The following is a 24,478-nucleotide window of genomic DNA, read 5'->3' as shown; positions in this document are numbered from 1 at the left end:
AATTCTTTCCATTGCGGTTCCCCTGTTATTCGAGCAATTTATTGAACACCAGGTTAGTTCCCCTTGTGAAGCTGGCTTTTTTCAATAGGTAATCAAAGGATTTCTTATGGCAGAGCGACCAATTGACCTTGGATGGGTTCGCGTATTTGCCGCGGTGGGGAAAATGGGCAGTCTCTCGTCTGCGGCCGGAACGCTCGGCCTGACCCAGCCTGCTGTCAGCTATCAGATCCGCCGCCTGGAAGAGCACCTGGGCGTCAGCCTCCTTCAGCGACAGCACCGCGGTGTCGAATTGACAGCGGAGGGCCGCAGGCTTTTCGACGTTACTTCTCGCGCGGTTGACGATATCGACATGCTGGTGCGCAGTTTCCGCAGCCAATCCGAACGTCCGGCGATCAGGCTGAGGACGGATTACGCCTTCTCATCGCTCTGGCTGATCCCACGTATGCATAGCTTCCGCCTGCTTTATCCCGAAATGGACATCCAGATCGTCGCGACACAGCGCATGGAGCACGGCCCGCCGGATGGCGACATTGCCGTCGTCTTCGGAACGCGGCAGGAATTCGGCAGCAACGCGACGCTCCTTCTGCCAGAAAGGGTCGTCCCGATTTGCACCCAAGGCTTTCTGGATCGAAACGGCCCCTTTTTCGATCCGTTCGAGATTGCCAGCGCGCGTCTTCTGCATCTCGATACGCGCGCACCGTCGCCGTGGTTCGATTGGAAGAGCTACCTCGCCGAGCTCGGCATCAATCGTGATGCGGCCGTAGGGCAGGGCGAGCTCAGTTTCAACACATATTCGCTTGTCGTCCAGGCGGCGATCGGCGAGCAGGGGCTGGCGATCGGCTGGATGGGTCTGGTCGATTCGCTGCTCTCGTCGCGTATGCTGGTTACAGCCGGGCCGATGTTGGAGGCCACGGACCGCGGCTACTGGCTTTTGCCGCCGAAAGCGCAGAGTGCGGAGACTGATCGGCTTGCCGCCTGGCTGATCTCCGAGGCCGGCATAGACGCGCTCAAGGCGCAAGATCTTTGAGAAAGTCCCGGCACCAGCGCGACACATCGTGTTCCAGCAAATGGTCCATCATCATCTGCCAGCGCTCTTTCCGCTCTTCCAGCGGCATGCTGAGCGCCCTCGCCATCGCGTTTGCCGTACCCTCGATGTCGTAGGGGTTGACCAGCAGGGAGCCTTTCAGCTCGCGGGCAGCACCGGCGAAGCGCGAAAGCACGAGCACGCCCGGATCGTCCGGGTTTTGCGCGGCTACATATTCCTTGGCGACAAGGTTCATCCCGTCCCGGAGCGGGGTCACCAAACCGACTTTGCCGAGCCGGTAGAGCCCCGCAAGAATGTGGCGTCCCACGGATCGGTTGATATAGCGTATCGGCACCCAATCGACGGCGCTAAGAGCGCCGTTCACCCTGCCGGCCTGCTCGGCCACGGTGCGTTGCATGGCTTCGTATTCAGGCACTTCGGAGCGGGACTTCGGGGTGATCTGCAGATAGGTGACGCGCCCCTGCTGTGCCGGATTGGCCAGGATGAAGCGCTCGAAAGCGTCGATGCGCTGCGTGATTCCCTTGGAATAATCCAGGCGGTCGACGCCGATGATCAGGCTGCGGCCCTCGATGCTTAGACGCGCTTTTTTGACCATGCTGTTGCTCGCGGCCCTTTGGGCGAATTCGGCAAAGGCTGCAGTCTCGATGCTGATCGCATAGGCGCCGCCCTTGAAAGTCCGACCATGGGAGCTGTAGCGGCCTTCGCCGAGTTCGTCGCCGATGCCTTCCCGTCTGAGACAACCGGCGAAATTCTCAAGGTCGTGATCCGTCTGAAAGCCGACAACATCGTAGTGCGAGAGGCCGCGCATGATCTGCTCGTGAACCGGCATTGTGAAGAGCACGTCCGCAGGCGGCCATGGAATATGGAGGAAGAAGCCGATGCGGTTCTTCAGGCCCATTTGACGCAGTTCCGCGGCGAGCGGGATCAGGTGGTAGTCGTGCACCCAGATGAGGTCATCGGGTTCGATCAGCGGCGCCAGCCGATGAGCGAAAAAACGGTTGACGCGGAAATAGCCGGCCATCTCCTTGCGGCCGTATTCCGCAAGATCCAGACGGTAGTGGCAGATCGGCCAGAGAACGCGGTTGGCAAAGCCGTGATAGTATTCTTCCACATCGGTATCGGTCAGATCCGTCAGTGCATAGGTGATGTTGCCTTGCTGCAGCCGTGCAAGCGGCTGCGGCTCATGTTCGCCGCTCGATTTTCCCGACCAGCCCATCCATATGCCGCCGCGCTCTTCAAGGGCTGCCTTCAGGGCGACGGCCAGTCCGCCGGCGGGCGCAATGCCGCCCTTGTCGGGAACGGGCACGCGATTGGAAACAATGACGAGACGGCTCATGCCAGTTCCTTTCATGCAATAAAATACGTCGGGTGCTCAAATCTTCACGAGGCCAATGTCTCGATGATGCCGCGCAGAGCTTCGGCAGAAGGGATGGAGCCGCGCGCTTCGCTCGCAGGCGAAAGCGGCCCGACGCGGATCGAATGGCCGCCAAGCCGGTTGACCGTGCGAAACATCGCTTCGTCGGTCACATCGTCCCCGATCGCAATGGCGCGTCTTCCGGCAAAGACCGGATGTGCGAGAAAGGCTTCGACCGCGTTGCCCTTGTCGGCGCTGGCCGGGCGAATTTCGATCACCATCTTGCCGTGCTGGATCGTCCAGTTCGGTCCGGCTCGACTAAGCGCCTGTTCCATCAATGGTTCGAGTTCGAGCTCCCTGTCCGGGGCAAGCCGATAATGTGCGGCGACCGCTGCTCCCTTATCCTCGATCAGAACCCCCGCCCAACCTGCAGTCTCGGCGGCGAGATCCGCCTTCAGCCGCTCGAATTGCGCTGTTACTTCGGCTTTGCGCAGGCGTCCGTCCGGGTCGCGCCGCTCGGCACCGTGAAGTCCGGCGATCGGAAAGTGGAACGGCGAAAAAAGCTGGTCGGCATAGTCGAGCCCCCGGCCGGTCACGAGGGCCAGCGCACCTCCGAGCCTTGTCGCCAAGGCGTCGAGATTTGCCGGCAGCGACGGTGGAACGACGATGTCGTCGGGCGTCTCGGCCAACTCGAGCAAGGTCCCATCGATATCCATGAAGAGAGCCCATTTTTCCGGCTCGGCGGAGAGAACAGCGAGAATAGAGTCTTCCCCTGAAACCGCATCCGGTTTCGAGGCGCTGAGAGACTGCTTCTGGTATGACATGAGGCTCTATCTATGTCAGGCCCCGCTTCAGGCAACCCTAACTTTCTGTTTCGAAGCGGGGCAGGGCTTCGATATTGCCGGTCCAGGGCAGCGCGGAGCGGCACCAGATCTGCTTGCGCGGCGGCAGTTCGGCCCGCTCATTGATCGTGCCGACGCGGATGCCGACGAAGGCGGTGTCCTCTCCCATGCGATAGAGATGCGAGCCGCAATCAGGACAGAAGAATTGCCGGCTGTATGCTCCGCTTTCGCCCTGCTTGACGTAGGTTTTCGGCGTACCGCGAAGAAGCCGGAAATCTTCCTGTCGCGCAACCGTGCTGACGCGATAGGCCGTCCCCGTCAGCCGTTGGCAATCCGTGCAATGACAGATGCTGACGCGCTCCGGATCGATCTCGGCCTCATAGGCAATCGCGCCGCAATGGCATCCACCGGTAACGTGCATCTGCTCCTCATTCGGCTATCTGCGCCGCCGGATGCTGACCATAGAAGGCCTTGGCATCAGCGGTAAAAGCGGCCCGCGCCTGCGCATTGGTGTAGAACATATGGCCGCCGCGATAGACGTCCAGGCTTACACGGCCTCGCGTCAGGCTCTCAGGCAGATGGTCCACGACATAACGGCTGACCCCATAGGGCGTAACGATATCGCTGTAGCCATGTGCGATCAGCAAATGAAAGCTTGGATTGGAACCCAGCAATTCGCGGATATCGTCCGTTATGCTCGCCTGCAGCCGTGAGCCGCTGCCGTGTCCACCGCCCCATTCCCACTGACGGCTGACGTCGCTTTCGAGTAGCGTATAGGTCATCTCGGTCCTGAAGCCGAGCTCGTTGCGTGCGTAATCGGCAAAAGCGCCGCCATAAGCACGGGTAAAGCCGTCGAGGACCGCATCATCGCCACGATCGGAATCTGACTCCGGATAAGGGTCGGGCGTTGCGAACGAGGCATCGTAGGGGCTCATCACCTCGCCCTGCTGCTTGGCGGAATTCTTGGCAAAGGCATTGCCCAGGAAGCCGCGGTTTCGGGCGACGACGTCTTCGGGAATGCCGGTCATCGTCGAGACCTTGCCATAGAATGCCTTCGCAGCGTCCCCCGCCGGAGCTGGTCCCGCCAAGGTCGTCAGATATTCGCCGAGCGCGAACTTCTCCGCGTCTCGCTGCGCATTTTCGTCGAAGGTCTTGCGGCGCTCGGCTTCAGCGGCGGCGAGGGACGGGAACTCGAGAGCAGCCCCAAGCGCAAACCGGTCTGCATTGAACATCAGCTGGCCCTCAAGCAACGGCGACAGCATGACCGCGCCGGCGATGATGATGCCTTGGCTTTGCCGAAGGGCAGCGGCGACCTTTGCGGCACGGAAACCGCCGTAGCTTTCGCCGAGAAGATATTTTGGTGAGCCAGAGCGATTTTTGTGCGCGACATAAAGCGCGATCGCCTTTGCAATGCTCTGCGCATCGGCGTTGACGTTGTAGTAGTTCGAAGCGTCGTCGGCTTTCGCCGTGCGACTCCATCCTGTGCCGATCGGATCGATCAGCACGAGATCGGTGAAATCGAGCCAGCTCTGCGGATTGTCGACGAGCTTCGCATTTGCGCCGTCCCGGGCCTGCGGACCGAAATCCAATATGCGCGGCCCGACGAGCCCAAGGTGCAAAAATGCGGAAGCCGCGCCCGGACCGCCGTTGAAAGCGAAGGTAATCGGCCGGTTGGCCGCACCCCCCTTGGCGGTATAGGCGGTGTAGAATATCGCGCCGGTCCGAGCGCCGTCCTGCCCGAAGAGATCGAGCGTGCCCGCCGTCGCCGTATAGGCGAACCTGCGGCCGCCGATATTTTTTTCATGCTGGGTCACGGAATCGGACGGCAACAGCTTCAACACGCCGGGCCGTTCCTGGGCATTCGAGACGGCAGGTGCGGCGAGAGCCAGCAGCGCGAACAGGATGGCGGCAGATCGGAACGACACTCTTTCCTCCTGGGCGATGGAACGCGATCATAGATAGCGTAACATCGGCCATCTCGCAGAGGTATCAAGAGATGGTGATGCGCAGGTGAGGAAAGACGCTTAGGGCTTCTTGGTCTCGCGCGCCTTGACGTGCAGCGCACGTCCTGCATTCCAGCCGTTGAGCGCGGCTCCAAATCCGAGCAGAACGAAGAGTACTGCGCACCAGGCAAAGCTTCCGGTTGTGCCGCGAATGAGCCCGACGATCAGCGGTCCGACAGCGGCCAGCAGATAGCCGACGCATTGCGCCATGCCGGATAGGTGAGCTGCGACATGCGGATCGCGCGAGCGCAGCACGATCGTTGTCATTGCCACAGCAATCAGGCCGCCTTGTCCTATTCCCTGCAGCACTGCCCAAAGCCAGACGGTCGAAAGCGGCGCGAAGAGCAGGCCAAGCAGGGCCGCCACGGCAATGACGCACAAAGCAGCGTTGATCAGCCGCTGGTCTTTGCCGCGTACGGCAATCTGCGGTGCCACGAGGCAGGCGGCGGCCTGCACCATGACTGATACCGAAACGATGGCGCCGGCAGTCACGCCGTCGAGGCCGCGCTCGCGCAGGATCGGCACGAGCCAGCCGAAGACGCAATAGGCGAGCGCTGATTGAAGGCCCATGAAAAGGGTGACCTGCCAGGCAAGCCGGTCCCGCCAGAGGCCCTCGACCCGGAAGCCGCTTCGCCGCGTCCGAGCCGGAATTCTCAGAACCTGCGGAAGCCAGATCAAGGCGACGACGAAGGCGGGCAATGCCCAGGCGGCAAGAGCGCCCTCCAGCGATCCGTCGAGCGAGTGCTCGATCGGCAGTGTGAAACCGGCAGCGCTCGCTGCGCCGGCGCAGAGCGCCATCGTATAGCATCCGGTCATCAGCGCTGTGCGATCGGCGAAGTCGCGCTTGACCAAGCCAGGAAGCAGGACGTTTCCGACGGCGATACAAGCGCCAGCAAGCGCGGTTCCGAGAAAGAGAAGCGGAACCGAGGATAGCCCGCGCATGGCCGTGCCGAGTGCCAGCAGCACGAGCACGCCGAGGAGCGTTCGCTCGGCACCCAATCGCTGTGCCAGCTTTGGCGCGAGCGGCGAAAAAGCACCCAGGCAAACGACGGGAAGCGTAGTCAGCAGGCTCGCGCCGAGGGCTGACAGGCCAAGCCCCGCGCGAATTTCCGGCAGCAGCGCGGATGCGCTCGAAAACACGGGGCGAAGGTTGAAGGCGATGAGGACGAGGCTGACACCGAGAATGAGACGGCTTGCCACGGTCGACTGTGCCGGAGCCTGCGGTGCGGGAATACTGTCTGCCTCGGCATCGATCAACTGCTCGTCGATAGCCTCGAGAGCCTCGGCTGCATCAGAAATGGGGGTGGTCACGAGAGAATCATCCGTTCAAGGGCGGCAAACACCGGCTTCATGAAGCGGCGTACGGCGGCATCCGCTCTTGCGGGGTGACCGCTCTCGATGGCATCGATGATATCGGCGTGCGCTTTCATGTCGGGCTCGGGAATATCCTGTCCGAGCGTTGCCTCGATGGTTTCGGCAATCGAGGCCGAGAAGAAGTCATAGATCTCGATCATCGCCCGGTTGCCGGCGGCAGCGATGATCGCTTTGTGAAAGGCAAGATCGCGCTCGACGAAGGCCCCCTTGTCGCCCCCTTCGTAATTGCCGCGCTTGGCCAGCAGGTCGCGCAGCAGAGTTATAATTTCCGGCGTCTGCCGCAACGAGGCGAGGCGGGCTGCCTCGACGTCCAGGGCGCAGCGCGCTTCGAACTGATCGCGCAGACTTGCCCGCCGGGCCATCGTCAGTGGTCGACTGGCATCCCTCGTCGAAAGGACGTAGGTTCCGGAGCCTTGTCGCGTTTCGAGCAGGCCCTGAGAGACAAGCACGCGCACGGCCTCGCGGATCGTGCCCCGGCTGACTGCCAGCGAGGCGGAAAGAGCGGCTTCGTTCGGCAGCTTGTCGCCGACACTCCATCGCTTTGCGAGGATTTCGCCGCGGATCGCTTCAATCGCGGTCTCGGCCAGATTTGTCTTGTTGAGCGGCTGCATGTCATATTCATAAAGTCATCTGATGACTTTATGAATATGACATGGCTCGGTTGCCGTCAAAGAGATTCTGCAAAAATAAAAAAGGGCCGCCTCAGCGACCCTTTCCATGAGTTTGGCCTGTAGCTGGCCTGGACCGTCAAAGCGGCCCCAGGAAGGCGGGGATTAGAGCGAGGGCTGCCTCGCTTTCGTCACCTCTCCCATGCCTGTTACGAGGTCCGAAATCTCACTAGACATTGGATCACCTTCCTTTCGTTCTGTTGCTGATGCTTAAAAGGTAAGGAAAAATTTCGATGATGCAAGAGAAATCCTTGCGATGACGGCTGTGACACAGCCAAGAGGCAATGTTCACAAAAGAAGATGCGTGCTCAACGAATGTGATCGCCTGAAGTGTTTCCAACCCGCATGCCGCCTTGCAAAATTTGTAATCGTTAAGTTTTTATTCACCATCGCGCTCGACAATCGATCGGGCATTTCCAACCAGTCCCGTCGCCAGGACGACGGGTTACGGAGTCAGAAAAGCATGTGTCGCTGGGCAGCCTATCGTGGAGACCCCCTCTATCTCGAGGAGCTGGTTTCCTCGCCCGCCCACTCGCTCATCGAACAATCCCATTGCGCCACCCGCGCCAAGACCGCAACAAACGGCGATGGGTTCGGTATTGCCTGGTACGGCGACCGGCCGGAGCCGGGCCGCTACCGCGATATCCTTCCCGCATGGTCCGACTGCAATTTGAAGAGCCTGGCGCGCCAAATCCGCTCGCCGCTTTTCCTGGCCCATGTGCGCGCAGCCACCGGCGGCGGCACACGGCGCGACAATTGTCATCCGTTTACGCATGGGAATTGGTCTTTCATGCACAACGGCCAGATCGGCGGCTTCGAGCGCCTGCGCCGTTCCATGGAGGCAATGCTCGATGACGAGCTCTTCAACGTCCGCAGCGGCACGACCGATTCCGAGCTGATGTTCCTGCTCGCCCTGCAATTCGGTCTGTGCCGGGCGCCGCTTACCGCGATGGCGGAGATGGTAAGCTTCGTCGAAGGGCTTGCTGAAAACATCCTGGGCCACGCCCATGTGCGTTTCACCGCCGCGTTTTCCGACGGTCGCTCGCTCTTCGGCATTCGTTATGCGACCGATCGAAAGGCGCCGACACTTTATGCCTCACCGATGCGCCAGGGACATTGCCTTGTTTCCGAGCCGTTGAACGACGACATCGATGCATGGGCCGAGATACCGGACGGCAGCGCCGTCACGATTGGCGAGAACGGCATCGAGGTCGCCGCCTTCAAGCCGGAAAAGCGTATCAGCGCAGCGGCGGGTATCGCTATCCCTGCCTGAAGCGTTCGGCGATCAGCGCCGCCAGCTTTTCCGCAACCTCTTCCTTGCCGAGATCGGGCCATTGCTCGACGCCGCTTCGGCTAATCAGTTTCACGCTGTTGCGCGTGCCACCCATGACGCCCGTCGCCGGCGAGACGTCGTTCGCAACGATCAGGTCGGCGCCCTTGCGCTCGAGCTTCGCCTTGGCGTTGTTTTCGACATCCTGCGTCTCGGCCGCAAAGCCGATCACCAGCCTCGGCCGCATCGTGTGGTGGCCGACCGCCTTCAGGATGTCCGGGTTTTCGGTCAGCGCCAGCGTCGGGATGGATTCGCCTGGATGCTTCTTGATCTTCTGATCGGCGGCAGAGGCCACGCGCCAGTCGGCTACCGCTGCCACCATGACGGCAATATCGGCCGGCAGCGCAGCGAGCACCGCATCGCGCATTTCTTCGGCGCGCTCGACATGGATCGTCCTGACGCCGACGGGATCGGCAATTGCCACCGGTCCGGAGATGAGTGCGACATCCGCACCGAGCTTGGCAAGTGCTGCGGCAATCGCATGCCCCTGCCTGCCGGAAGAACGATTGGCGATGTAGCGCACGGGGTCGATTGGTTCGTGGGTCGGTCCCGAGGTGACGATCGCCTTGCGTCCGGCAAGCGGCTTCGGCCCGTCGTCAAGTAACGCTTCGGCGGCGGCAACGATCTCCAGCGGCTCGGCCATGCGGCCGATCCCTGCCTCCTTGCTCTCCGCCATCTCGCCTGCCATCGGGCCGACGAAACGGATACCGTCACCTTTCAGGATGTCGAAATTCCGTTTCGTCGCCGCGTGCGACCACATCTTCGGGTTCATCGCCGGCGCGGCAAGAACCGGCCTGTTCGTCGCGAGCAAAACGGTCGAGGCCAGGTCATCCGCGAAACCGTTTGCCATCTTGGCCATCAGATCGGCCGTTGCTGGTGCGATCAGGATGAGGTCGCAGTCGCGAGCAAGCCGGACATGGCCCACATCCTGTTCGTCCTGCCGCGAAAAGAGATCGGTGAAGACGTGGTCTGCGGCAAGAGCGCCGACAGCAAGCGGCGTCACGAATTCCTGCGCGCCCTTCGTCATCACCGGACGCACCGAAGCACCGTACTCGCGCAGGCGCCGGATCAGGTCGAGGCTCTTGTAGGCCGCGATGCCGCCGGAAATGATGAGCAGGATGCGTTTGCCTTTGAGAGCCATGGCCTTCTATCCGTCGCCTTGTTGACCACTGCCGACCCTAAGCCTTTGGCGGATAACATGCAATCACCGCAGTACTCTGCGACCATTCGCGGTGAAGATCGCAATCGCAAGCCAGACGCCGCCGAGTTGGAGAATGGAGCCGCCTGCTTCCGCGACCGTCGGCAGGCGTTTCTCGAAAAACAGGCCAAAGACCGTTTCTGCGAACGATCAACTGTGCGGCAAGCGCAAGCGGCAGCCGTTTTGATGCGATCGTCCAGAGTAGCCTCGCAAGCCAAGCGCCCGCAAGGCGCATCGCTAGCGCCCAGACAAGACGTCGGAAAAGATCGAGACATTCATCCAACAGATGCCGAGGCCGATCAAGATCAGCGGTATGGCGAGCCGCCACCAGGCGACGGAGTGGTCGGCGAAGTTGGCGAAGATGATCGCGTTGCGGCTAGGTGCGCGTGATTGAAGCGCCGCCGTCGAGCAGCGAAGCCGTGCCTGTTACGAAGCTCGAGTCGTCGGAGGCGAGGTAGAGGACGGAGCGGGCGATCTCTTCCGGCGTTGCGACGCGCTTCAGTGCGTGCAGGTTGGTGATGAAGCCCTGTTTGTCCGGCGTATCGTTCATCTCGCGATACATGTCGGTATCGACTGCACCGGGCAGGATGGCATTGACGCGGACATTCTGCGCGCCGAATTCGGCGGCAAGCGCCTGCGTCAGGCCGATCAGGCCGGACTTGCTGGCGGCATAGGCGGCGACGCCCGGGAAAGCGAAGCTGTAGCCGACGAAGGTGGACGTGAAGATCACCGAACCGCCGCCGCGTTTCGCCATTTCCGCGATCTGGTGTTTGGCGGCGAGGAAAGAGGCGGTGAGGTTGACCGCCAGAGCTTGGCTGAAGCCTGCCTCGGAAACGCCCGTGCTCGGACCAGCTTCGCCGAGCATACCGGCATTGTTGAAGGCGATGTCAAGCTTGCCGTAATATCGGATCGCGGCAGCGACAAGTGCCTTCTGATAGTCTTCCGAGCGCACGTCGCCAATGACAGCTACGGCTTCGCCGCCGGCCCGCTTGATTTCCGCGGCGAGGCTGTCGAGTTCTGCCTGGCGGCGGGCGCCGACGACGACCTTGGCGCCTTCAGCGGCGAAAAGCTTTGCCGTCGAACGGCCGATGCCGGAGCTTGCGCCGGTGACGATTGCGACTTTGTTGTTCAAGCGATTCATTGTTCCATCTCCTGGTTGGGAGGGACAGCCTCTGCGGCCCCGTTCGACAAGATGGCATTTTCCATGCGTTCGGATTAGTCTTCAGATGATGGAACTCGAATTCGGAAATACCGAACGAACGATGATCAAGATCGAAGGGATAGTGGCTTTCGTCGCAGTGGTGGAATCAGGTTCCGTGAGCGAGGCTGCTAGGCGCCTCCGCATATCGAAATCCGTTGTCAGCGAAAGACTGGCGGATCTGGAAAAGACGCTCGGCGGCATGCTGCTTCACCGCACAACACGAAAGTTGACGCTGACGGAGGACGGCACGGCCTTTATGGAGCGTGCACTTCGGATCGTGCATGAGATAGAGGGGGCCGCAGCCGACATGGCCGAGCGCCGCGGTACGCTCGCCGGTCCCTTGCGAATTGCAGCACCCGTCACCTTCGGTCGCATGCATCTTGGTCCGGCCCTCTATCCGTTTTTGGCAAAGCACCCCGAAATCGCGCTGACGCTGGACATTGATGACCGCCGTGTGGACGCTTCGTCGGAAGGCTACGACGCCATTATCCGCCATGGGCCGATCGCCGATTCGCGCCTGGTGGTCTGGAAGCTCTCGCGCAGCCGCCGTGTGCTGACGGCTTCGCCAGCCTATCTCGACCGCCACGGGACGCCGACGACATTAGCCGATCTCGATGCTCATCGAGGCCTGTTCTACACCAATCGTGGCATCGCAGACTGGCGCTTTCAGACCCCGACGGGTGCAATCGTCGTGCGTGCGAAGCTGGCGATGGGTATCAACAATGGCGACATGCTTCGCGATGCGGCAATTGCTGGTCTCGGGATCGCGCTGCTGCCGACCTTCATTGCAGGTCCGGCAATCCGCGACGGCAAGCTCGTCGAGATTGATGTCGGCTACCGGCCCGAAGCCGAGTCCATCTACATGGCACATGCGCAAGGCCGCAACCCTTCCGCCAAACTCCGCGCCCTAGCCGATCACCTGAAAAATGCCTTCGGCGATCCGCCTTATTGGGATCTTTCAGGCTAAGTCAAAGCAGGCTCATCAGATTTTCCGTCACCGGCGAGCGTTGCGTCTTCAGCACCGCGAGGGCCAGCCGCGCGACCGCAGGCGGCCCGTCGATTTGCCGGTAGGCGACGCCATCGAGCCTGATCTGTGCGATCGATGCCGGAACGATCGACACTCCGAGCTCTGCCGCAACCAGATTGACGACAGAGGAAATCTGCGGCGCTTCCTGTGCCACCGTCAGCTCGAAACCCGCCTTCCTGCAGGCGAGCACGACATCGTCGAAGAGGCTGAGGCCAACCAGCCGCGGGAAGAGAATGAACGGCTCATTTGACAGCAGTGCCAGGGACAGGCGCTCGGACTTCGCCAGCGGATGGTTTGCGGGCAGGGCAACCACCATCGGCTCGTCATCGAGACGTTTCAGGCGCACGCCCGGCGGATCGTCGAGGCTCGGGCGCATGAAGGTCGCATCCAATTCGCCGCGATTGAGTTTCTCCATCAGTGCCAACGTATTCATCTCCGTCAGAGACAGTCGTACTTCCGGCCACCGCGCGCGAAACCGCCTGATCGTCGCGCTGACAACCGGATTGAACGCGGAGGAGGCTGTAAAGCCGAGCGCCAGCTTGCCCGTCTCGCCGCGATTGGCACGCTGGGCGGCAAGTTTCGCCTTCTCGGCAAAAGCGAGTGACGCCTTGGCTTCACCGAGAAACGCCTCGCCCGCCGCCGTCAATTCCGCGCCATGCGGCACGCGGTGAAACAGGGCCGCGCCTATTTCCGTTTCGAGATCGCGGATCTGCTGGCTGAGCGGCGGCTGGCCGATGCCGAGTTTCGTTGCGGCCCGCGTAAAATTGCCTTCCTCCGCGACCGCCAGAAAATAGCGGATATGCCGAAGCTCCATGCGGTATCTCCAAAACCTATCAAAAACGTCAGTTCCATATATTGGACAGCTTGTGCCCTTCTGGCTAGATGTATGGAGAAAGGCTTGAGCCATGCACAAGACCGCAGCCAGAATGAGCGACATTACCCCGATCGAAACACCGGCGGCGTCCCCGGCGAAAGAATATCTGCAGCGTGGCACGGCTTCTTACCGCCGAGCCAGTCTTGCACTCTTTCTCTCAGGCTTTTCCACCTTCTCGTTGCTCTATTGTGTCCAGCCGCTGTTGCCGATCTTTGCGGACGAATTCTCCGTCAGCCCCGCGCAAAGCTCGCTTTCGCTTTCGCTGTCGACGGGCTTTCTCGCCATTGCCATTATATGCGCAGCCGCCATCTCGGAAGGTCTTGGCCGCCGCAGCCTGATGTCAATCTCCCTCGTCGGTGCGGCGGCACTGACGATTGCAGCGGCCTTTGTGCCCGACTGGCACCTGCTGCTTGTCATCCGTGCCCTCCAGGGCTTTGTCCTTGGCGGCGTTCCGGCCGTTGCGATGGCATATCTCGCGGAAGAAATCGACCCGCGCGGCCTTGGCGCTACAATGGGACTTTATGTCGGCGGCACGGCCTTCGGCGGCATGTCCGGCCGGGTACTGACCGGTATCTTCGCGGAATACCTGACCTGGCGGCCGGCGATGTTTCTGATCGGCGCGATCGGCTTGGCTGCGGCAGGCGGCTTCATTGCGCTGCTGCCCGCCTCGCGCAATTTCATCCGCCGCCCGGGCTTCGATCCGAGGTTTCATCTGAAGGCCTGGCTCGCGCACATCCGCAATCCGGCGCTTCCGTTCATTTTCGCCATTGCCTTTCTGGCCATGGGCTCCTTCGTCACCATCTACAACTATGCCGGCTTCCGGCTTGTCGCAGCACCCTATGACCTGACGCAGACCGGACTCGGCTTGATCTTCACCGTCTATCTCTTCGGCATCGGCGCCTCTTCGGTCGGTGGCATACTGGGTGATCGCTTCGGCCACTTCGCTGTCCTTTTGACGGGAATTGCAATTACCGCCGTTGGCAGCGCCCTGACGCTTTCCGCCTTCCTGCCGGTCATCATTTTCGGCATTATCGTGCTCACCAGCGGCTTCTTCATGAGCCATTCGATCGCAAGCGGCCTCGTCGGGAAGCTTGCCCGAGGCACGAAGGGGCACGCCTCGTCGCTCTATATGCTTGGTTATTACCTCGGTTCGAGCGTCATGGGCTCGGCAGGCGGCTGGTTTTTCGCCATCGAAGGCTGGACAGCGGTCGTCTTCTTCACGCTCGGCATGCTGGCCCTCGCCTTTGCGGCGGCCTGCGCCGCGCGCAGCCTTTCGAGGAGAAAATTTTGATCCGCATCAGCCACCTCGATCACCTTGTCCTGACCGTCGGCGACATCGAGGCGACGTGCGAGTTCTACCGCCGAACCCTCGGCATGACCGTGGAAACATTCGCAAAAGGCCGCAAGGCGCTGAAATTCGGCAATCAGAAGATCAACCTTCACCAGGCCGGCCGCGAGTTCGATCCCAAAGCCAACCAACCGGTACCGGGTTCGGCGGATCTCTGCTTTATCGCCGAAACAGCACTCGCCGATGTCATCGCGCATCTCGAAGCAGCAGATGTTGCGATCGAGGAAGGACCCGTCGAACGCGCCGGCGCCACCGGGACGATCCGCTCGATCTATTTCCGCGATCCGGACGGCAATCTCATCGAGGTATCCAATCCCATCTGAGGGAATCCCTAGGTCAAGGCGCCTGGTCTTGCGTGCTAACTCAATCGAATATACGGCACATCCTTTTTTTGCACTTCGTCCAGCGCTTCCTCGTATCCGGCATCCGCATAGCGCATGACGCCGAGCGCCGTGTCGTTGGTAAGCGCATGATCGAGCCGCTCGTCGGCGGCCTCGGTGCCGTCGGCAACGACAGTCACGCCGCAGCTGGTCATGTAGCCGGCATAGCCGCCTCCGCCGGAATGGACGACGACGAGGTCAGCCATCGAGGAGCAGAGCATCATCGCATCGATCAGCGGCCAGTCGGCAATGGCATCGGAGCCATCCTTCATGCGCTCGGTCATGATGTTTGGATGCGCCATGGCACCGGCATCGAGATGGTCGCGGGAGAAGGCGACAGCGCCTTTCAACTCTGCGCTTGCGACCAATTCGTTGACGCGACGGGCAAGCGCGGTGCGCTCGCCATGGCCCAGCCAGGCGATCCGCGCCGGCAGGCCCTCGAAAGGCACATGCTCGCGGGCAAGCCGGATCCAGTTGGTGATGATCTTGTTATCCGGGAACATTTCGAGCAGCAGATCGTCGATCCTTGCAATGTCGCTTGCTTCTCCCGACAGCGCCATCCAGCGGAAGGGACCGATAGCGCGCGCGAAAAGCGGGCGCAAATAGGCTTCGGTGAAGATCGGAATGTCGAAGGCATTGGCAACGCCGCCTTCTCTGGCCTGTGTACGGATCAGGTTGCCGTTGTCGAAGACCTCGGAGCCCTTCTTCTGGAATTCCAGCATCGCCGTCACATGTTGAACGATCGAGGCGCGGCTTGCCGCCATCAACTGGCCCTGGCCGTCGTCGCGAAGTGCCTTGACCTGGTCAAGGCTCATGCCCTTCGGAACATAGCCGTAGACGAGATCGTGTGCCGAGGTCTGGTCCGTCACGATGTCCGGCGTGATGCCGCGCCGGGCGATCTCTGGATAAATCTCGGCCGCATTGCCGACGAGGCCGACGGACAGTGCGCGCTTTTCCTTCACGGCCGTGTCGATCATTTGTAGTGCGGCATCAAGATCAGGTGCAATCTCCTGCAGATAGCCGACTTGCTGACGCTTCTTTGCCCGCTCCGGATCGATATCGACGCAGAGGATTGCAGCTCCCGCCATGCGTCCAGCAAGCGGTTGAGCCCCTCCCATGCCGCCAAGGCCGGCGGTGAGCACGAAGCGGCCGAAGAGGTCGCCGCCGAAACGCCGCTCGGCAATGCGCATGAAGATTTCGTAGGTTCCCTGGATGACGCCCTGGCTGCCGATATACTGCCAGGCGCCTGCCGTCAGCCCGCCCCAGCAGATCAGCCCCTTGCGCTGCAATTCGTAGAAGACTTCGGCCTTCGCCCACTGTCCGACGATATTGCAGTTCGCCATGATGACGAGTGGTGCCTTGGCATGAGTCTTCACCAGGCCGATCGGCTTGCCGGACTGGATCAGCAGCGTCTGGTCCTCTTCCATCTCGGTCAGAGCCTTGACGATGCCCTTGTGCGCCGCCCAGTTGCGCGCCGCCTTGCCGAGCGCGGCATAAACGACGAGATTGTCAGGGTCTTCGCCGACGGCAAGCACGTTTTCGAGGAGGCGCAGCAGCGCCTCTTGCCGCCACCCCTTGGCCCGCAACTCCGGCCCGCCAGGAATCGGAAATTTCGGATGACGTGGATTGGGCTTCGGCATGGGGATGTCCTTCCTCAAGTCCTGTCTTGTTGTTTCACCTGCAGGGTTTGCACATAGTCGAGTGCGGCATTTAGCAGATGCTTGCGCAGCGCATCGTCGCCATAGACGCGGGCGTCCGCGCGAACCCAGCCCTGCATCGCCCGTTCGCCTAAGATCATCTGGACGACGCCTGGCAGCTCCAGCGCCCAGCCGTCATTGCCTTTGCCGAGCCGGACCAGCATGCCATCTTCTCGCGCACCACAAAGAAGGTTGCCGTTCAGCAGAAAGGCCCAGCCGCCGAACATCGGCTTTTCGCTGAGACCGGGCAGGCCGCCGAACTCTTCGCGCAGCAGTTCCTCAAGGCCACCATCTCGTGCCATCGCGTCAGGCCCTTGCCGCCAGGGCGTAGCGCGCAATCTCGATGCCCATTGCCTTTTCCACGGGCGGATAAACGGTCGGATCGAGCACGCTTGCGGAAAGCGGTATGATCTCCATCGGCACATGCAGGATGAAGACATGCATACCCTCCTTGAGCTGGCCGACGCTGAGCGGCTCACCGTCTGGAGAAAGCGTCGTGATGACCGACGGAAAAGTTGCCATGCGCGCTCCGTCGGCGTCGTCGACAGCCATGTACTCGTTCATCACATGCATCGTCACGGCCTTGGTGCCGGAGCCGACGACGATCGTGCCGATATCGAAGGCTTCCTTGGTGTAGACGACGTCCTTCTTGGCAATCACGCCTTCTGCGAGGATGCTGCCGCCGGTTGTCTTGCAGATTGCATCGATGACGGCGGGTCCGTCCTTCTTTTCCGCCGCAATGATCGCTTCGCCGAGGGCAAGCGCCATCGAGATGCCGCCGAGTGCTGCATGCTTGCGCACATACGATGTCCGCACCGGATTGCGGCAGCTGGCAATGAAGCCGCCCGATTGGTCGGAGGCAGCGCGGAGGATCGGCGAGATCTTCGCGGTCGCACCCTTCACCACGAGCTCGATGTAGCGGTTCTCCGCGCGGTTGCCGCCGACCGCCGTCTGGATCATCTGCTCCGGTGAGCCCGCCATGCCGATCGAGCCCATGTCGCCGGTCGGATGTGCTCGGATATCACCGACGGCATCGACAACCTTGGTGCCGAGAATTGCCGAGGGCAGCCAGCCGTTCAGCGTCGAGGATTTTCCGTTCTGCCCGATGATAAGCCCAGAAAGCCTTTCGCCAAGTTCGTCCTGCAAGAGCTGCACGGCCTTCACATAGTCGATGCCTTGCATTTCCCAAGGTGTCGTGGAAGCCGGCGCACCGATTGCCGCTGCTGTCGCGATCCAGTCGGCGTCCTTCAATTCATCGACGGAAACGAGCTCCGGCTTGCCGATACTGACCGCGGCATATCCCAGCATCCGGCCGTGATCGGCCCAGCCGCCGCCGCCCGCTGCATAGACCGAGCCGCCCTTGACCGCCGCCTCGACGTCTTTCTCAACGAGTATGCGCCCCATCCTCAGCCTCCTTTTCCAACGTTCTGTCCATCTCGCGCACAGCCGCAAAAAGCACGGCAGCGCCAAGTGCGATGTCGTCGTTCTTTGCCCATTCGTCGGCCGAGTGGCTGCGTCCTTCCTTGCATGGCACGAAGATCATCGCGGCCGGTGCGACCTTCGCGATCCATGCCGTATCGTGCCCTGCGCCCGACGCCATGCGTCGATGTTTGGCACCGACGGTTTCACAGGCCTTTTCCAGCGTCTTCAGCAGGGTGGGATTGCCGGGTGTCGGATAGTTGTCGGATACGCGATTGGGTGAGTTGATCATGACGCCGTGGGCGATCGCAAGCTTGATGACATGTGCATCGAGCCACATACAGAAGGCTTCCATGTCGCTGCGAATTTCCGCGCGCCCGTCGATGAGCAGAACCACCTTGGAAGGCACGACGTTAGCCGCATTCGGCTCGATCCGGAATTCGCCAACGGTCGCTGCGAAATGACCCGGCGTCTTCGCCCGCTCCGCTGCCGCATCGCGGATATCGAGCACCAGTTGCGAGGCCGCCACCAGCGCATCCGCGCGGGCATCCATCGGCGTCGTTCCGGCATGGTCCGCCCGACCCTCGACGGTGACTTCAATCCGGGTGATGCCCGCGATCGCCGTCACGATGCCGATATCCTTCTTCTCATTCTCAAGCACCGGCCCTTGCTCGATATGCAGTTCGAGGAAGCCTTTGAGGTCCGGACGCCGCTGCGCGAGAAGCGTCTCCGGATCGCCGCCGACACCAGAGATGCCTTGTGCCAGATCGCGGTCGCCGCTCTTGCGCGCAAGCCAGGCTTCGGGAAGTTGTCCAGTCATGCCGCGGCTGCCGACGCATGAAACGCCGAAGATGCTGACCTCTTCCGCAAGGAAATCGACGATTTCCAGATCATGCTCCAGTGTGATCGCCTGGTCCTTGAGCGCGCGGGCGACTTCCAGCGCCGAGATTACACCGGCGATACCATCAAAGCGTCCGCCGTCCGGCACCGTATCGGAATGCGAGCCGACCATAATCGTGCCAAGACCTGGTTTTGTCCCTGGACTGCGCCCGATCAGATTGCCGGCGGCATCGATGCGCGTCTCCAGCCCGGCCGCCTTCATGCGCGTTTCGATATAGGCGCGGCCGTCAAGAAAGAGCGGCGAGAAAGCCCGGCGTGTCCATGGATGATCGGGTTCGGTGATCTTCGCCAGCGCATCGATATCCTCGGCGATGCGATCGGCGTTGACGGGCAGGTTGCGGTTCATGCAGCTTCTCCGGAAATGATCTGACGCGGCAGAGGGCGGACGAATTTTCCCGTGCCGGGCTCTGCAAGCACCTTCATACCATCGGTTATCTGGCTGCCGCGCAGATATACTGCCGAAATCGTCCATGGCAGACGGATGCCGTTATAGGGGCTCCAGCCGACGACATTGTTGCCGTTCGCGGCAGCATCATAGACGGCTTCGCGCGGTTCAAGCACGACGATGTCGGCATCCTTGCCGGGCGTCAGCGCGCCCTTGATGTGGTCGAGGCGGAAATGTTTCGCCGGATTTCCCGCCATCAGTTTCGCAGCCCACGAGAGCGGGATGCCTCGTTCGAGCGCACCTTTGACGAACAACGGCACCATAACCTCGAGCCCGGGCACGCCGGAGGCATTTGCCAGCATATCCGGATTGGTCTTGCGATTTTCCGACCAGCTTACATGATCGGTCGAAACCAGCCAGACGTTGCCTTCCGCCACTTTCCGCCACAGCGTTTCCACCTCGGCGCGTGGCCGGATCGGCGGATTGATCTTTGCTTTTCCGCCGAGGCGCCGCACATCGTTTTCCTCGTCAAGCGTCAGGTAGTGAATGCAGCATTCGACCGTCGCCTCGAACCCGTCGCGGCGGTAGGCGCGGGCGATGTCGTAGCCGCGGCCGAGCGAGCAATGAACGACATGCGCCGGGCAGCCTGTATGGGCCCCGGTCTCGAAGATCGTGTGCATGGCAAGCAGCTCTGTGATCGGCGGACGCGAGAGACCGTGCGCGCGCCAATCCGTCACGCCGCTTGCCTTGACCTTCTCCATGTAGGTGCGCACTGCCTCATCGTCTTCATTGTGGACACCGGCCGTCAGCCCGGTCGGCGTGATCGCCGCAAAGCATTCGTCGAGAAGGGCGGGGGGGATGCGCGGGAAACGCTTCGGATCGGTCCCGAAAGTCGAGAATTTGAACGCGGCAACGCCGGCATCCGCCATTTCGCGGATTCGGGCCGCACCTTCTTGCGGATTGACCGTGCCGTAGAGCGCGAAATCGACACGCGCCTGAGGGCTCGCGTGATCGATCTTCTTCTTCACCGCCTCGGCCGAGCAGACGAGATTGCCTTCGTCATAGGGCATGTCGACGATCGTCGTTACGCCGCCAGCCGCCGCCGAACGCGTCGACCAGATGAAGTCCTCCTGGTCCTTCTGGGAGAGCGAATGCACTTGCGCATCGATCGCACCCGGCAGGACCAGCGCCTTGCCGAGCAGATGCCGCTCCCTGGCCGCAGGCGGCACGCCGATGCCGACCTCGGCGATCTTGCCATTGCGGACTGCAACATACCCCTCTTCGAGGATGCGCTCCGGCAGCACGACGGTGCCCTGCAGAACGAGGTCGAAATCAGCCATGCTGTTCCTCCGCTTGCGGTTCAAAAGCTCAGATGACGAGGGCGTCCTGCGTCAGTCTCCGTTCGATGCGCTCGAGCGAGCCAAGCGCGAAGAAGTCGTCGAATGAGGCGATCGGCACCTGCTCGATCAGCTTCGAAGCGAATTCGTCGGATCCGAGTTCTTCCTCAATCGCTTCGACCTCGGCCGAAAGCGGCCGGTCTACGGTGTAGAAATCGGCGTGCTTGCGGACGACATCGTAGATCATGCCCGCAACGCCCTCGGGCCGGTCGCCTAGAATGTCGGCCGCCTGTGCTGCCAGCAGGGCCTCGAGGGCAGCAAGACGCTTCAGCGCCTGCATCTGCCGCTCGAAGCGCTCGATGACCAGCGGCAGGAAAGCCGCTTCGTCCTCAAGCCCCGCCGCAACCACCAGCGACTGGGCAGATACCGGGTTGGACATGGAAAGCACGCGTGAAAAGATCTCGCCGGCGAGCTTGATGATCGGGCCGAAACCAGTTGCGATTCGGCCTGGCGGCACGAGGTTCACCGGAAGGTCGCGCCGCTGCCCGTTGCCGAGCAAGACACAGCGGTTGAAGGCGTTGCGCGCCGCATGCGCCATGCACAGTGCCGCCGATTCCAGCAGGATCGTCACATCGAGGGGCAGCGAACCGCCGGACGTCATCACCCGGCCCTCGACCACAACCGGGTTGTCGTCAGAGCGGCCGGTGGCAGCAAGGATCTTGTGACCGGTCGAGAGCAGGTTTTCGATCACGGCGCCGAAGACCTGCGCGATCATGCGAAGGCTGAGCGGATCCTGCACGTGGGTTGCGACCGGCCATTCCCAGGCGTCGGAGGCATTGCATAGCCACGAACCGATCAGCGCTTCGCGCGGGGTCCCGACATGGCGCACCGCCCTCCAGGGATCGCGGGAAGCGCCAAGCGCACCGGCCGCCATCATACCGGTTGCGAGCAGAATGCGGATCGAAGCCGCCGCATTGCGCGTTGCCTCGGCGGCGGCTGCAAAGCTCACGGCATTGATGCTGAGCGAAGCGAGGCTGTCGCGCGGCGCCATGGTGACCGGTTCCAGCCCCGCTGCCCTGAAGGCATCGGCCGCTTGCATGCGCTTGCCGCGATAGACGGCTTCGCCGACGCCGGTCAAAACAGCGCCGATCTGTCCCATGAGCCCGATATCGGCGCAACCGATCGAGCCCGTGCGCCGCACGAGCGGGATGAGGTCGGCCCTGAGCAGCCGCAGATAGGTTTCTATGAGTTCCGGCGTACACCCGACCTGGCCCGTCAGCGCGGTATTGACGCGGATGGCCATGGCATTTCGCACGACAGCGCTGGAAAATGGTGTGCCGGTGCCGAAGTGATGGGCCCGCACGAGGCCGAGGTTGAAGGTGTCGAGTTCCTCCGCCGACCATTCGACATCCTTCATCGCGCCGACCCCGGTGGTGGAACCGTAAACGGGAATGCCAGCCTGGATCGCTTCCTCGACGACGGAACGTGCGATCTCCACGCGTGCCATGCCTGTCGCCGAAGCAGAAAGCGCTACCCTGCCGGAGCCTATCCTTACCATCTCGGCAAAGCCGAGTGGTTGGCCGGAAAGTTCGATGCCGGGGCGTTCATGCTTCATCTGCAGGTCTCCTTGAATGCGAGACTAAGCGAGCACTGCGCATTATGAGATATCCCAAATGCCGAACACAGCATGTAATTGTTTGTGCCTGAGCCTCAGCTCAACATCCAGGCTATATAGAGAAGCGTCAACGCGATAATCCAGAGCGCCAGGCGGCCGGACCGGCTGTAGCGTGCCTCGGATTTGCCGATCGCATCGGCCGTTTCGGCGTCAAAGCGCAGTCCATGCTCGCTCATATGCAGCAGCTGATGATGGAATTTCTCGGTCTGCGCAGCGATTTCCGGAACGGCTTCTGCAAGCTTCACGGCAGCTTTCAGTCCATCTTTGAGGTCGGTGACAACCCGCTTCGGACCGAGATTGTTGCGGATCCAGTCGCCGACGACCGGCTCCGATGCCTTCCACATGTTGAAACGCGGGTTCAGCATGCGCGATACGCCTTCGACGACCACCATGGTCTTCTGCAGCATGACCAGTTCAGGCCGGGTCTGCATGTCGAAAAGTTCCGTCACCTCGAAGAGCAGCGTCAACAGCTTGCCCATCGAGATCGTTTCAGCAGGCTGGCCGTGGATCGGCTCGCCGATCGCCCGGATTGCCTGCGCGAAACTTTCAACATTGTGATGGCCTGGCACATAGCCCGCCTCGAAATGGACCTCGGCAACACGCACGTAATCGCGCGTAATGAAGCCATAGAGGATCTCGGCGAGGAAGCGCCGTTCCTTCTTTCCGAGCCGGCCGACGATGCCCATGTCGACGGCGACGATCATGCCGCCTGAATCGACGAAGAGATTGCCGGGATGCATGTCGGCATGGAAGAAGCCGTCGCGCAGCGTGTGGCGCAGGAACGATTGGATGAGGACATCGGCAAGCGTGTTGAGGTTGTGCCCGGCAGCGCGCAGCCCCTCGACATCGGACATCTTGACGCCGTCGATCCACTCCATCGTGATGACGTCGCGGCCCGTGCGTTCCCAGTCCACCTTCGGAACGCGAAAGCCTGGATCCTGTCCCGTGTTTTCGGCGATCTCCGAAAGTGCAGCCGCCTCAAGGCGCAGGTCCATCTCGACTTTGGTCGACTGCTCGAGCGTTTTTGTTACTTCAACCGGCCTCAGCCGCCGGCTCGAGGGCATGAAGCGCTCCTGCATACCGGCGACGAGATACATTGCCTCGATGTCATGGGCGAAACGCTGCCGCACACCGGGGCGCACCACCTTGACGGCGACCTTCCTGCGGCCATTGGGGGTGTTCACCTCTGCAGGATGCACCTGCGCAATAGAGGCTGCGGCAATCGGATCGTCGAAAGTCGCATAAAGCTCTTCGATCGGGCGACCGAGCGAGCCTTCGATACTCGCCTTTGCCGCCGCAATCGGGAAGAAGGCCATCCGGTCTTGAAGCTGCGAAAGGTCGTCGGCGAATTCGACGCCGACGACGTCCGGCCTGGTCGCCAGAAACTGACCGATCTTCACATAGGAAGGTCCGAGCCGCTCGACTGCCTGGGCCAGCCGATCGCTGCGTTTCTTCGCTTTTGCGCGGCTGCGCGCAAACAGCCCGACAAAGGATTTCGCAAGGCTTACGGAAGGCGGCAGGCCTTCCGAAGGCAGCGCCGAAACAACGCCCTCGCGCACCAGAATCCAGCCGACCCGCACGAGCCGTAAATATGCTCCGAAAGCACTCATTTAGATCAAAGCTTCCAGCCCGAGTGCAAGGCCGCGATGCCGCCGGTGTAGCTGGTGTAGGTCACGCGCGAAAAGCCGGCTTTACGGATCATTTCCGCGAAATTTTCCTGGTTCGGGAACTTGCGGATGGATTCGACAAGATACTGATAAGGCTCGGCGTCGCCGGTTATCGCCTTGCCGAACCTCGGAATGGCGTTGAAAGACCACGCCTCGTAAACCTTGTCCAGAAGCGGCATGTCCACTTCCGAAAATTCCAGCACGAGCAGCCGGCCGCCGCGCTTCAGCACGCGATAGGCTTCCGAGAGCGCCACGTCGATGTGCGGCACATTGCGGATGCCGAAGGCGATCGTATAGGCATCGAAGGTGCCGGCCTCAAAGGGCAGGTCCTCTGCATTGGCCTCGATGAAGGTGAGATTGTCGGAGAGTCTCTTCTTGTCCGCCCGCTCGGCGCCGACGCCGAGCATGGAGCCGTTGATGTCGAGCACGGTCGCATGCGCCATGCGGTTCGATGCTTCGACGATACGAAAGGCGATATCGCCCGTGCCGCCGGCAACATCCAGCACTTTGTAGCCCGGTTCCTTGCGCGGATTAAGCGCCGCAACCATCGCATCCTTCCAGACGCGGTGCATGCCCATCGACATCACATCGTTCATGATATCGTAGCGTTTGGCGACCTTATGGAAGACGTCGTTGACGAGACCCTGCTTCTCACCACTCGGCACCTCGCGGAAGCCGTAGGATGTTTCCATGCCGCCATTGGCGGAAGTACGGCTTTCTGACATCGGACTACTCCGTTACTCGAAATCGGTAC

Annotated in this window: 22 protein-coding genes; 5 read left to right on the top strand and 17 right to left on the bottom strand. The window is 61.5% G+C overall.

Going from position 1 to position 24,478, the window contains the following annotated elements:
* Window positions 1–106 precede the first annotated feature (106 nt).
* Window positions 107–1,027 (top strand): choline sulfate utilization transcriptional regulator, encoded by a 921-nt coding sequence (locus BLP23_RS05775; protein ID WP_092583896.1) that lies wholly within the window; start codon window positions 107–109, stop codon window positions 1,025–1,027.
* Here BLP23_RS05775 and otsA read toward each other — a convergent pair.
* From otsA to BLP23_RS05745, 6 genes are all read right to left on the bottom strand, one after another.
* On the bottom strand, window positions 1,008–2,381 hold the full coding sequence (gene otsA / locus BLP23_RS05770; protein ID WP_022713424.1) for an alpha,alpha-trehalose-phosphate synthase (UDP-forming): 1,374 nt from the start codon (window positions 2,379–2,381) through the stop codon (window positions 1,008–1,010). The genes BLP23_RS05775 and otsA overlap by 20 nt on opposite strands.
* 44 nt (window positions 2,382–2,425) lie before the next feature.
* Window positions 2,426–3,223, bottom strand: coding sequence for a trehalose-phosphatase (gene otsB, locus BLP23_RS05765; protein WP_092583895.1), 798 nt, complete (start codon window positions 3,221–3,223; stop codon window positions 2,426–2,428).
* Window positions 3,224–3,260: 37 nt separating this feature from the next.
* Entirely contained in the window at window positions 3,261–3,662 is a 402-nt protein-coding gene (locus tag BLP23_RS05760; protein ID WP_092583894.1) for a GFA family protein, read from the bottom strand.
* 7 nt (window positions 3,663–3,669) lie between these two features.
* Window positions 3,670–5,166 (bottom strand): S10 family peptidase, encoded by a 1,497-nt coding sequence (locus BLP23_RS05755; RefSeq protein ID WP_092583893.1) that lies wholly within the window; start codon window positions 5,164–5,166, stop codon window positions 3,670–3,672.
* A 99-nt stretch (window positions 5,167–5,265) separates the two neighbouring features.
* Window positions 5,266–6,555: a CynX/NimT family MFS transporter gene (locus tag BLP23_RS05750; RefSeq protein ID WP_092583892.1), complete on the bottom strand. Its 1,290-nt coding sequence runs from the start codon at window positions 6,553–6,555 to the stop codon at window positions 5,266–5,268.
* A complete protein-coding gene (locus BLP23_RS05745; protein ID WP_092583891.1) occupies window positions 6,552–7,229 on the bottom strand; it encodes a FadR/GntR family transcriptional regulator in 678 nt (225 codons plus the stop codon). Before BLP23_RS05745 ends, BLP23_RS05750 begins: the two co-directional genes overlap by 4 nt.
* A gap of 520 nt (window positions 7,230–7,749) precedes the next feature.
* Between BLP23_RS05745 and BLP23_RS05740 the strand changes: the two genes are divergently transcribed.
* Window positions 7,750–8,559 (top strand): class II glutamine amidotransferase, encoded by an 810-nt coding sequence (locus BLP23_RS05740; RefSeq protein WP_092583890.1) that lies wholly within the window; start codon window positions 7,750–7,752, stop codon window positions 8,557–8,559.
* Here the strand turns inward: BLP23_RS05740 and coaBC are convergent.
* Window positions 8,546–9,757, bottom strand: a complete 1,212-nt coding sequence (gene coaBC, locus BLP23_RS05735; RefSeq protein ID WP_092583889.1) for a bifunctional phosphopantothenoylcysteine decarboxylase/phosphopantothenate--cysteine ligase CoaBC — start codon at window positions 9,755–9,757, stop codon at window positions 8,546–8,548. The genes BLP23_RS05740 and coaBC overlap by 14 nt on opposite strands.
* A gap of 433 nt (window positions 9,758–10,190) precedes the next feature.
* Window positions 10,191–10,955, bottom strand: a complete 765-nt coding sequence (locus tag BLP23_RS05725) for an SDR family oxidoreductase (protein ID WP_092583888.1) — start codon at window positions 10,953–10,955, stop codon at window positions 10,191–10,193.
* A gap of 121 nt (window positions 10,956–11,076) precedes the next feature.
* Between BLP23_RS05725 and BLP23_RS05720 the strand changes: the two genes are divergently transcribed.
* On the top strand, window positions 11,077–11,982 hold the full coding sequence (locus tag BLP23_RS05720; RefSeq protein ID WP_092584291.1) for a LysR family transcriptional regulator: 906 nt from the start codon (window positions 11,077–11,079) through the stop codon (window positions 11,980–11,982).
* A 1-nt stretch (window position 11,983) separates the two neighbouring features.
* Here the strand turns inward: BLP23_RS05720 and BLP23_RS05715 are convergent, their stop codons facing one another.
* Entirely contained in the window at window positions 11,984–12,856 is an 873-nt protein-coding gene (locus BLP23_RS05715; RefSeq protein ID WP_092583887.1) for a LysR family transcriptional regulator, read from the bottom strand.
* Window positions 12,857–12,968: 112 nt separating this feature from the next.
* On the opposite strand from BLP23_RS05715, the gene BLP23_RS05710 reads away from it, so the two are divergent.
* On the top strand, window positions 12,969–14,207 hold the full coding sequence (locus tag BLP23_RS05710) for an MFS transporter (protein ID WP_092584290.1): 1,239 nt from the start codon (window positions 12,969–12,971) through the stop codon (window positions 14,205–14,207).
* Window positions 14,204–14,587 (top strand): VOC family protein, encoded by a 384-nt coding sequence (locus tag BLP23_RS05705; protein ID WP_092583886.1) that lies wholly within the window; start codon window positions 14,204–14,206, stop codon window positions 14,585–14,587. The genes BLP23_RS05710 and BLP23_RS05705 overlap by 4 nt, the downstream gene beginning before the upstream one ends.
* A gap of 35 nt (window positions 14,588–14,622) precedes the next feature.
* Here the strand turns inward: BLP23_RS05705 and BLP23_RS05700 are convergent, their stop codons facing one another.
* The 8 genes from BLP23_RS05700 to ubiE form a co-directional block, all read right to left on the bottom strand.
* Window positions 14,623–16,284, bottom strand: coding sequence for a urocanate hydratase (locus BLP23_RS05700; protein ID WP_092583885.1), 1,662 nt, complete (start codon window positions 16,282–16,284; stop codon window positions 14,623–14,625).
* A 14-nt stretch (window positions 16,285–16,298) separates the two neighbouring features.
* Window positions 16,299–16,643, bottom strand: coding sequence for a TfoX/Sxy family protein (locus BLP23_RS05695; protein ID WP_092583884.1), 345 nt, complete (start codon window positions 16,641–16,643; stop codon window positions 16,299–16,301).
* Window positions 16,644–16,647: 4 nt separating this feature from the next.
* On the bottom strand, window positions 16,648–17,745 hold the full coding sequence (locus tag BLP23_RS05690) for a DUF917 domain-containing protein (protein ID WP_092583883.1): 1,098 nt from the start codon (window positions 17,743–17,745) through the stop codon (window positions 16,648–16,650).
* Window positions 17,726–19,006, bottom strand: a complete 1,281-nt coding sequence (locus tag BLP23_RS05685; RefSeq protein ID WP_092583882.1) for a Zn-dependent hydrolase — start codon at window positions 19,004–19,006, stop codon at window positions 17,726–17,728. Before BLP23_RS05685 ends, BLP23_RS05690 begins: the two co-directional genes overlap by 20 nt.
* Window positions 19,003–20,385, bottom strand: coding sequence for a dihydroorotase (locus BLP23_RS05680; protein WP_092583881.1), 1,383 nt, complete (start codon window positions 20,383–20,385; stop codon window positions 19,003–19,005). Before BLP23_RS05680 ends, BLP23_RS05685 begins: the two co-directional genes overlap by 4 nt.
* A 28-nt stretch (window positions 20,386–20,413) precedes the next feature.
* Entirely contained in the window at window positions 20,414–21,997 is a 1,584-nt protein-coding gene (locus BLP23_RS05675; RefSeq protein ID WP_092583880.1) for an aromatic amino acid lyase, read from the bottom strand.
* 95 nt (window positions 21,998–22,092) lie between these two features.
* Window positions 22,093–23,667 (bottom strand): 2-polyprenylphenol 6-hydroxylase, encoded by a 1,575-nt coding sequence (gene ubiB, locus BLP23_RS05670; protein ID WP_092583879.1) that lies wholly within the window; start codon window positions 23,665–23,667, stop codon window positions 22,093–22,095.
* 5 nt (window positions 23,668–23,672) lie between these two features.
* Window positions 23,673–24,449 (bottom strand): bifunctional demethylmenaquinone methyltransferase/2-methoxy-6-polyprenyl-1,4-benzoquinol methylase UbiE, encoded by a 777-nt coding sequence (ubiE, locus tag BLP23_RS05665; RefSeq protein WP_092583878.1) that lies wholly within the window; start codon window positions 24,447–24,449, stop codon window positions 23,673–23,675.
* Window positions 24,450–24,478 lie beyond the last annotated feature (29 nt).

The organism is Rhizobium mongolense subsp. loessense (assembly GCF_900099775.1).
Lineage (GTDB): Bacteria > Pseudomonadota > Alphaproteobacteria > Rhizobiales > Rhizobiaceae > Rhizobium > Rhizobium loessense.
This window is presented reverse-complemented; position numbering and strand designations above follow the sequence as displayed.

Excerpts from the sequence above, each read along its gene's own strand:
- BLP23_RS05760 (WP_092583894.1), bottom strand. The coding sequence starts at position 3,662 with ATGCACGTTACCGGTGGATGCCATTGCGGCGCGATTGCCTATGAGGCC.
- BLP23_RS05745 (WP_092583891.1), bottom strand. The coding sequence starts at position 7,229 with ATGCAGCCGCTCAACAAGACAAATCTGGCCGAGACCGCGATTGAAGCG.
- BLP23_RS05685 (WP_092583882.1), bottom strand. The coding sequence starts at position 19,006 with ATGAACCGCAACCTGCCCGTCAACGCCGATCGCATCGCCGAGGATATC.
- BLP23_RS05690 (WP_092583883.1), bottom strand. The coding sequence starts at position 17,745 with ATGGGGCGCATACTCGTTGAGAAAGACGTCGAGGCGGCGGTCAAGGGC.
- BLP23_RS05775 (WP_092583896.1), top strand. The coding sequence starts at position 107 with ATGGCAGAGCGACCAATTGACCTTGGATGGGTTCGCGTATTTGCCGCG.
- BLP23_RS05710 (WP_092584290.1), top strand. The coding sequence starts at position 12,969 with ATGAGCGACATTACCCCGATCGAAACACCGGCGGCGTCCCCGGCGAAA.
- BLP23_RS05680 (WP_092583881.1), bottom strand. The coding sequence starts at position 20,385 with ATGGCTGATTTCGACCTCGTTCTGCAGGGCACCGTCGTGCTGCCGGAG.
- ubiE (WP_092583878.1), bottom strand. The coding sequence starts at position 24,449 with ATGTCAGAAAGCCGTACTTCCGCCAATGGCGGCATGGAAACATCCTAC.
- BLP23_RS05700 (WP_092583885.1), bottom strand. The coding sequence starts at position 16,284 with ATGCCGAAGCCCAATCCACGTCATCCGAAATTTCCGATTCCTGGCGGG.
- ubiB (WP_092583879.1), bottom strand. The coding sequence starts at position 23,667 with ATGAGTGCTTTCGGAGCATATTTACGGCTCGTGCGGGTCGGCTGGATT.
- BLP23_RS05695 (WP_092583884.1), bottom strand. The coding sequence starts at position 16,643 with ATGGCACGAGATGGTGGCCTTGAGGAACTGCTGCGCGAAGAGTTCGGC.
- BLP23_RS05720 (WP_092584291.1), top strand. The coding sequence starts at position 11,077 with ATGATCAAGATCGAAGGGATAGTGGCTTTCGTCGCAGTGGTGGAATCA.
- BLP23_RS05725 (WP_092583888.1), bottom strand. The coding sequence starts at position 10,955 with ATGAATCGCTTGAACAACAAAGTCGCAATCGTCACCGGCGCAAGCTCC.
- otsB (WP_092583895.1), bottom strand. The coding sequence starts at position 3,223 with ATGTCATACCAGAAGCAGTCTCTCAGCGCCTCGAAACCGGATGCGGTT.
- BLP23_RS05740 (WP_092583890.1), top strand. The coding sequence starts at position 7,750 with ATGTGTCGCTGGGCAGCCTATCGTGGAGACCCCCTCTATCTCGAGGAG.
- BLP23_RS05675 (WP_092583880.1), bottom strand. The coding sequence starts at position 21,997 with ATGAAGCATGAACGCCCCGGCATCGAACTTTCCGGCCAACCACTCGGC.
- BLP23_RS05715 (WP_092583887.1), bottom strand. The coding sequence starts at position 12,856 with ATGGAGCTTCGGCATATCCGCTATTTTCTGGCGGTCGCGGAGGAAGGC.
- otsA (WP_022713424.1), bottom strand. The coding sequence starts at position 2,381 with ATGAGCCGTCTCGTCATTGTTTCCAATCGCGTGCCCGTTCCCGACAAG.
- coaBC (WP_092583889.1), bottom strand. The coding sequence starts at position 9,757 with ATGGCTCTCAAAGGCAAACGCATCCTGCTCATCATTTCCGGCGGCATC.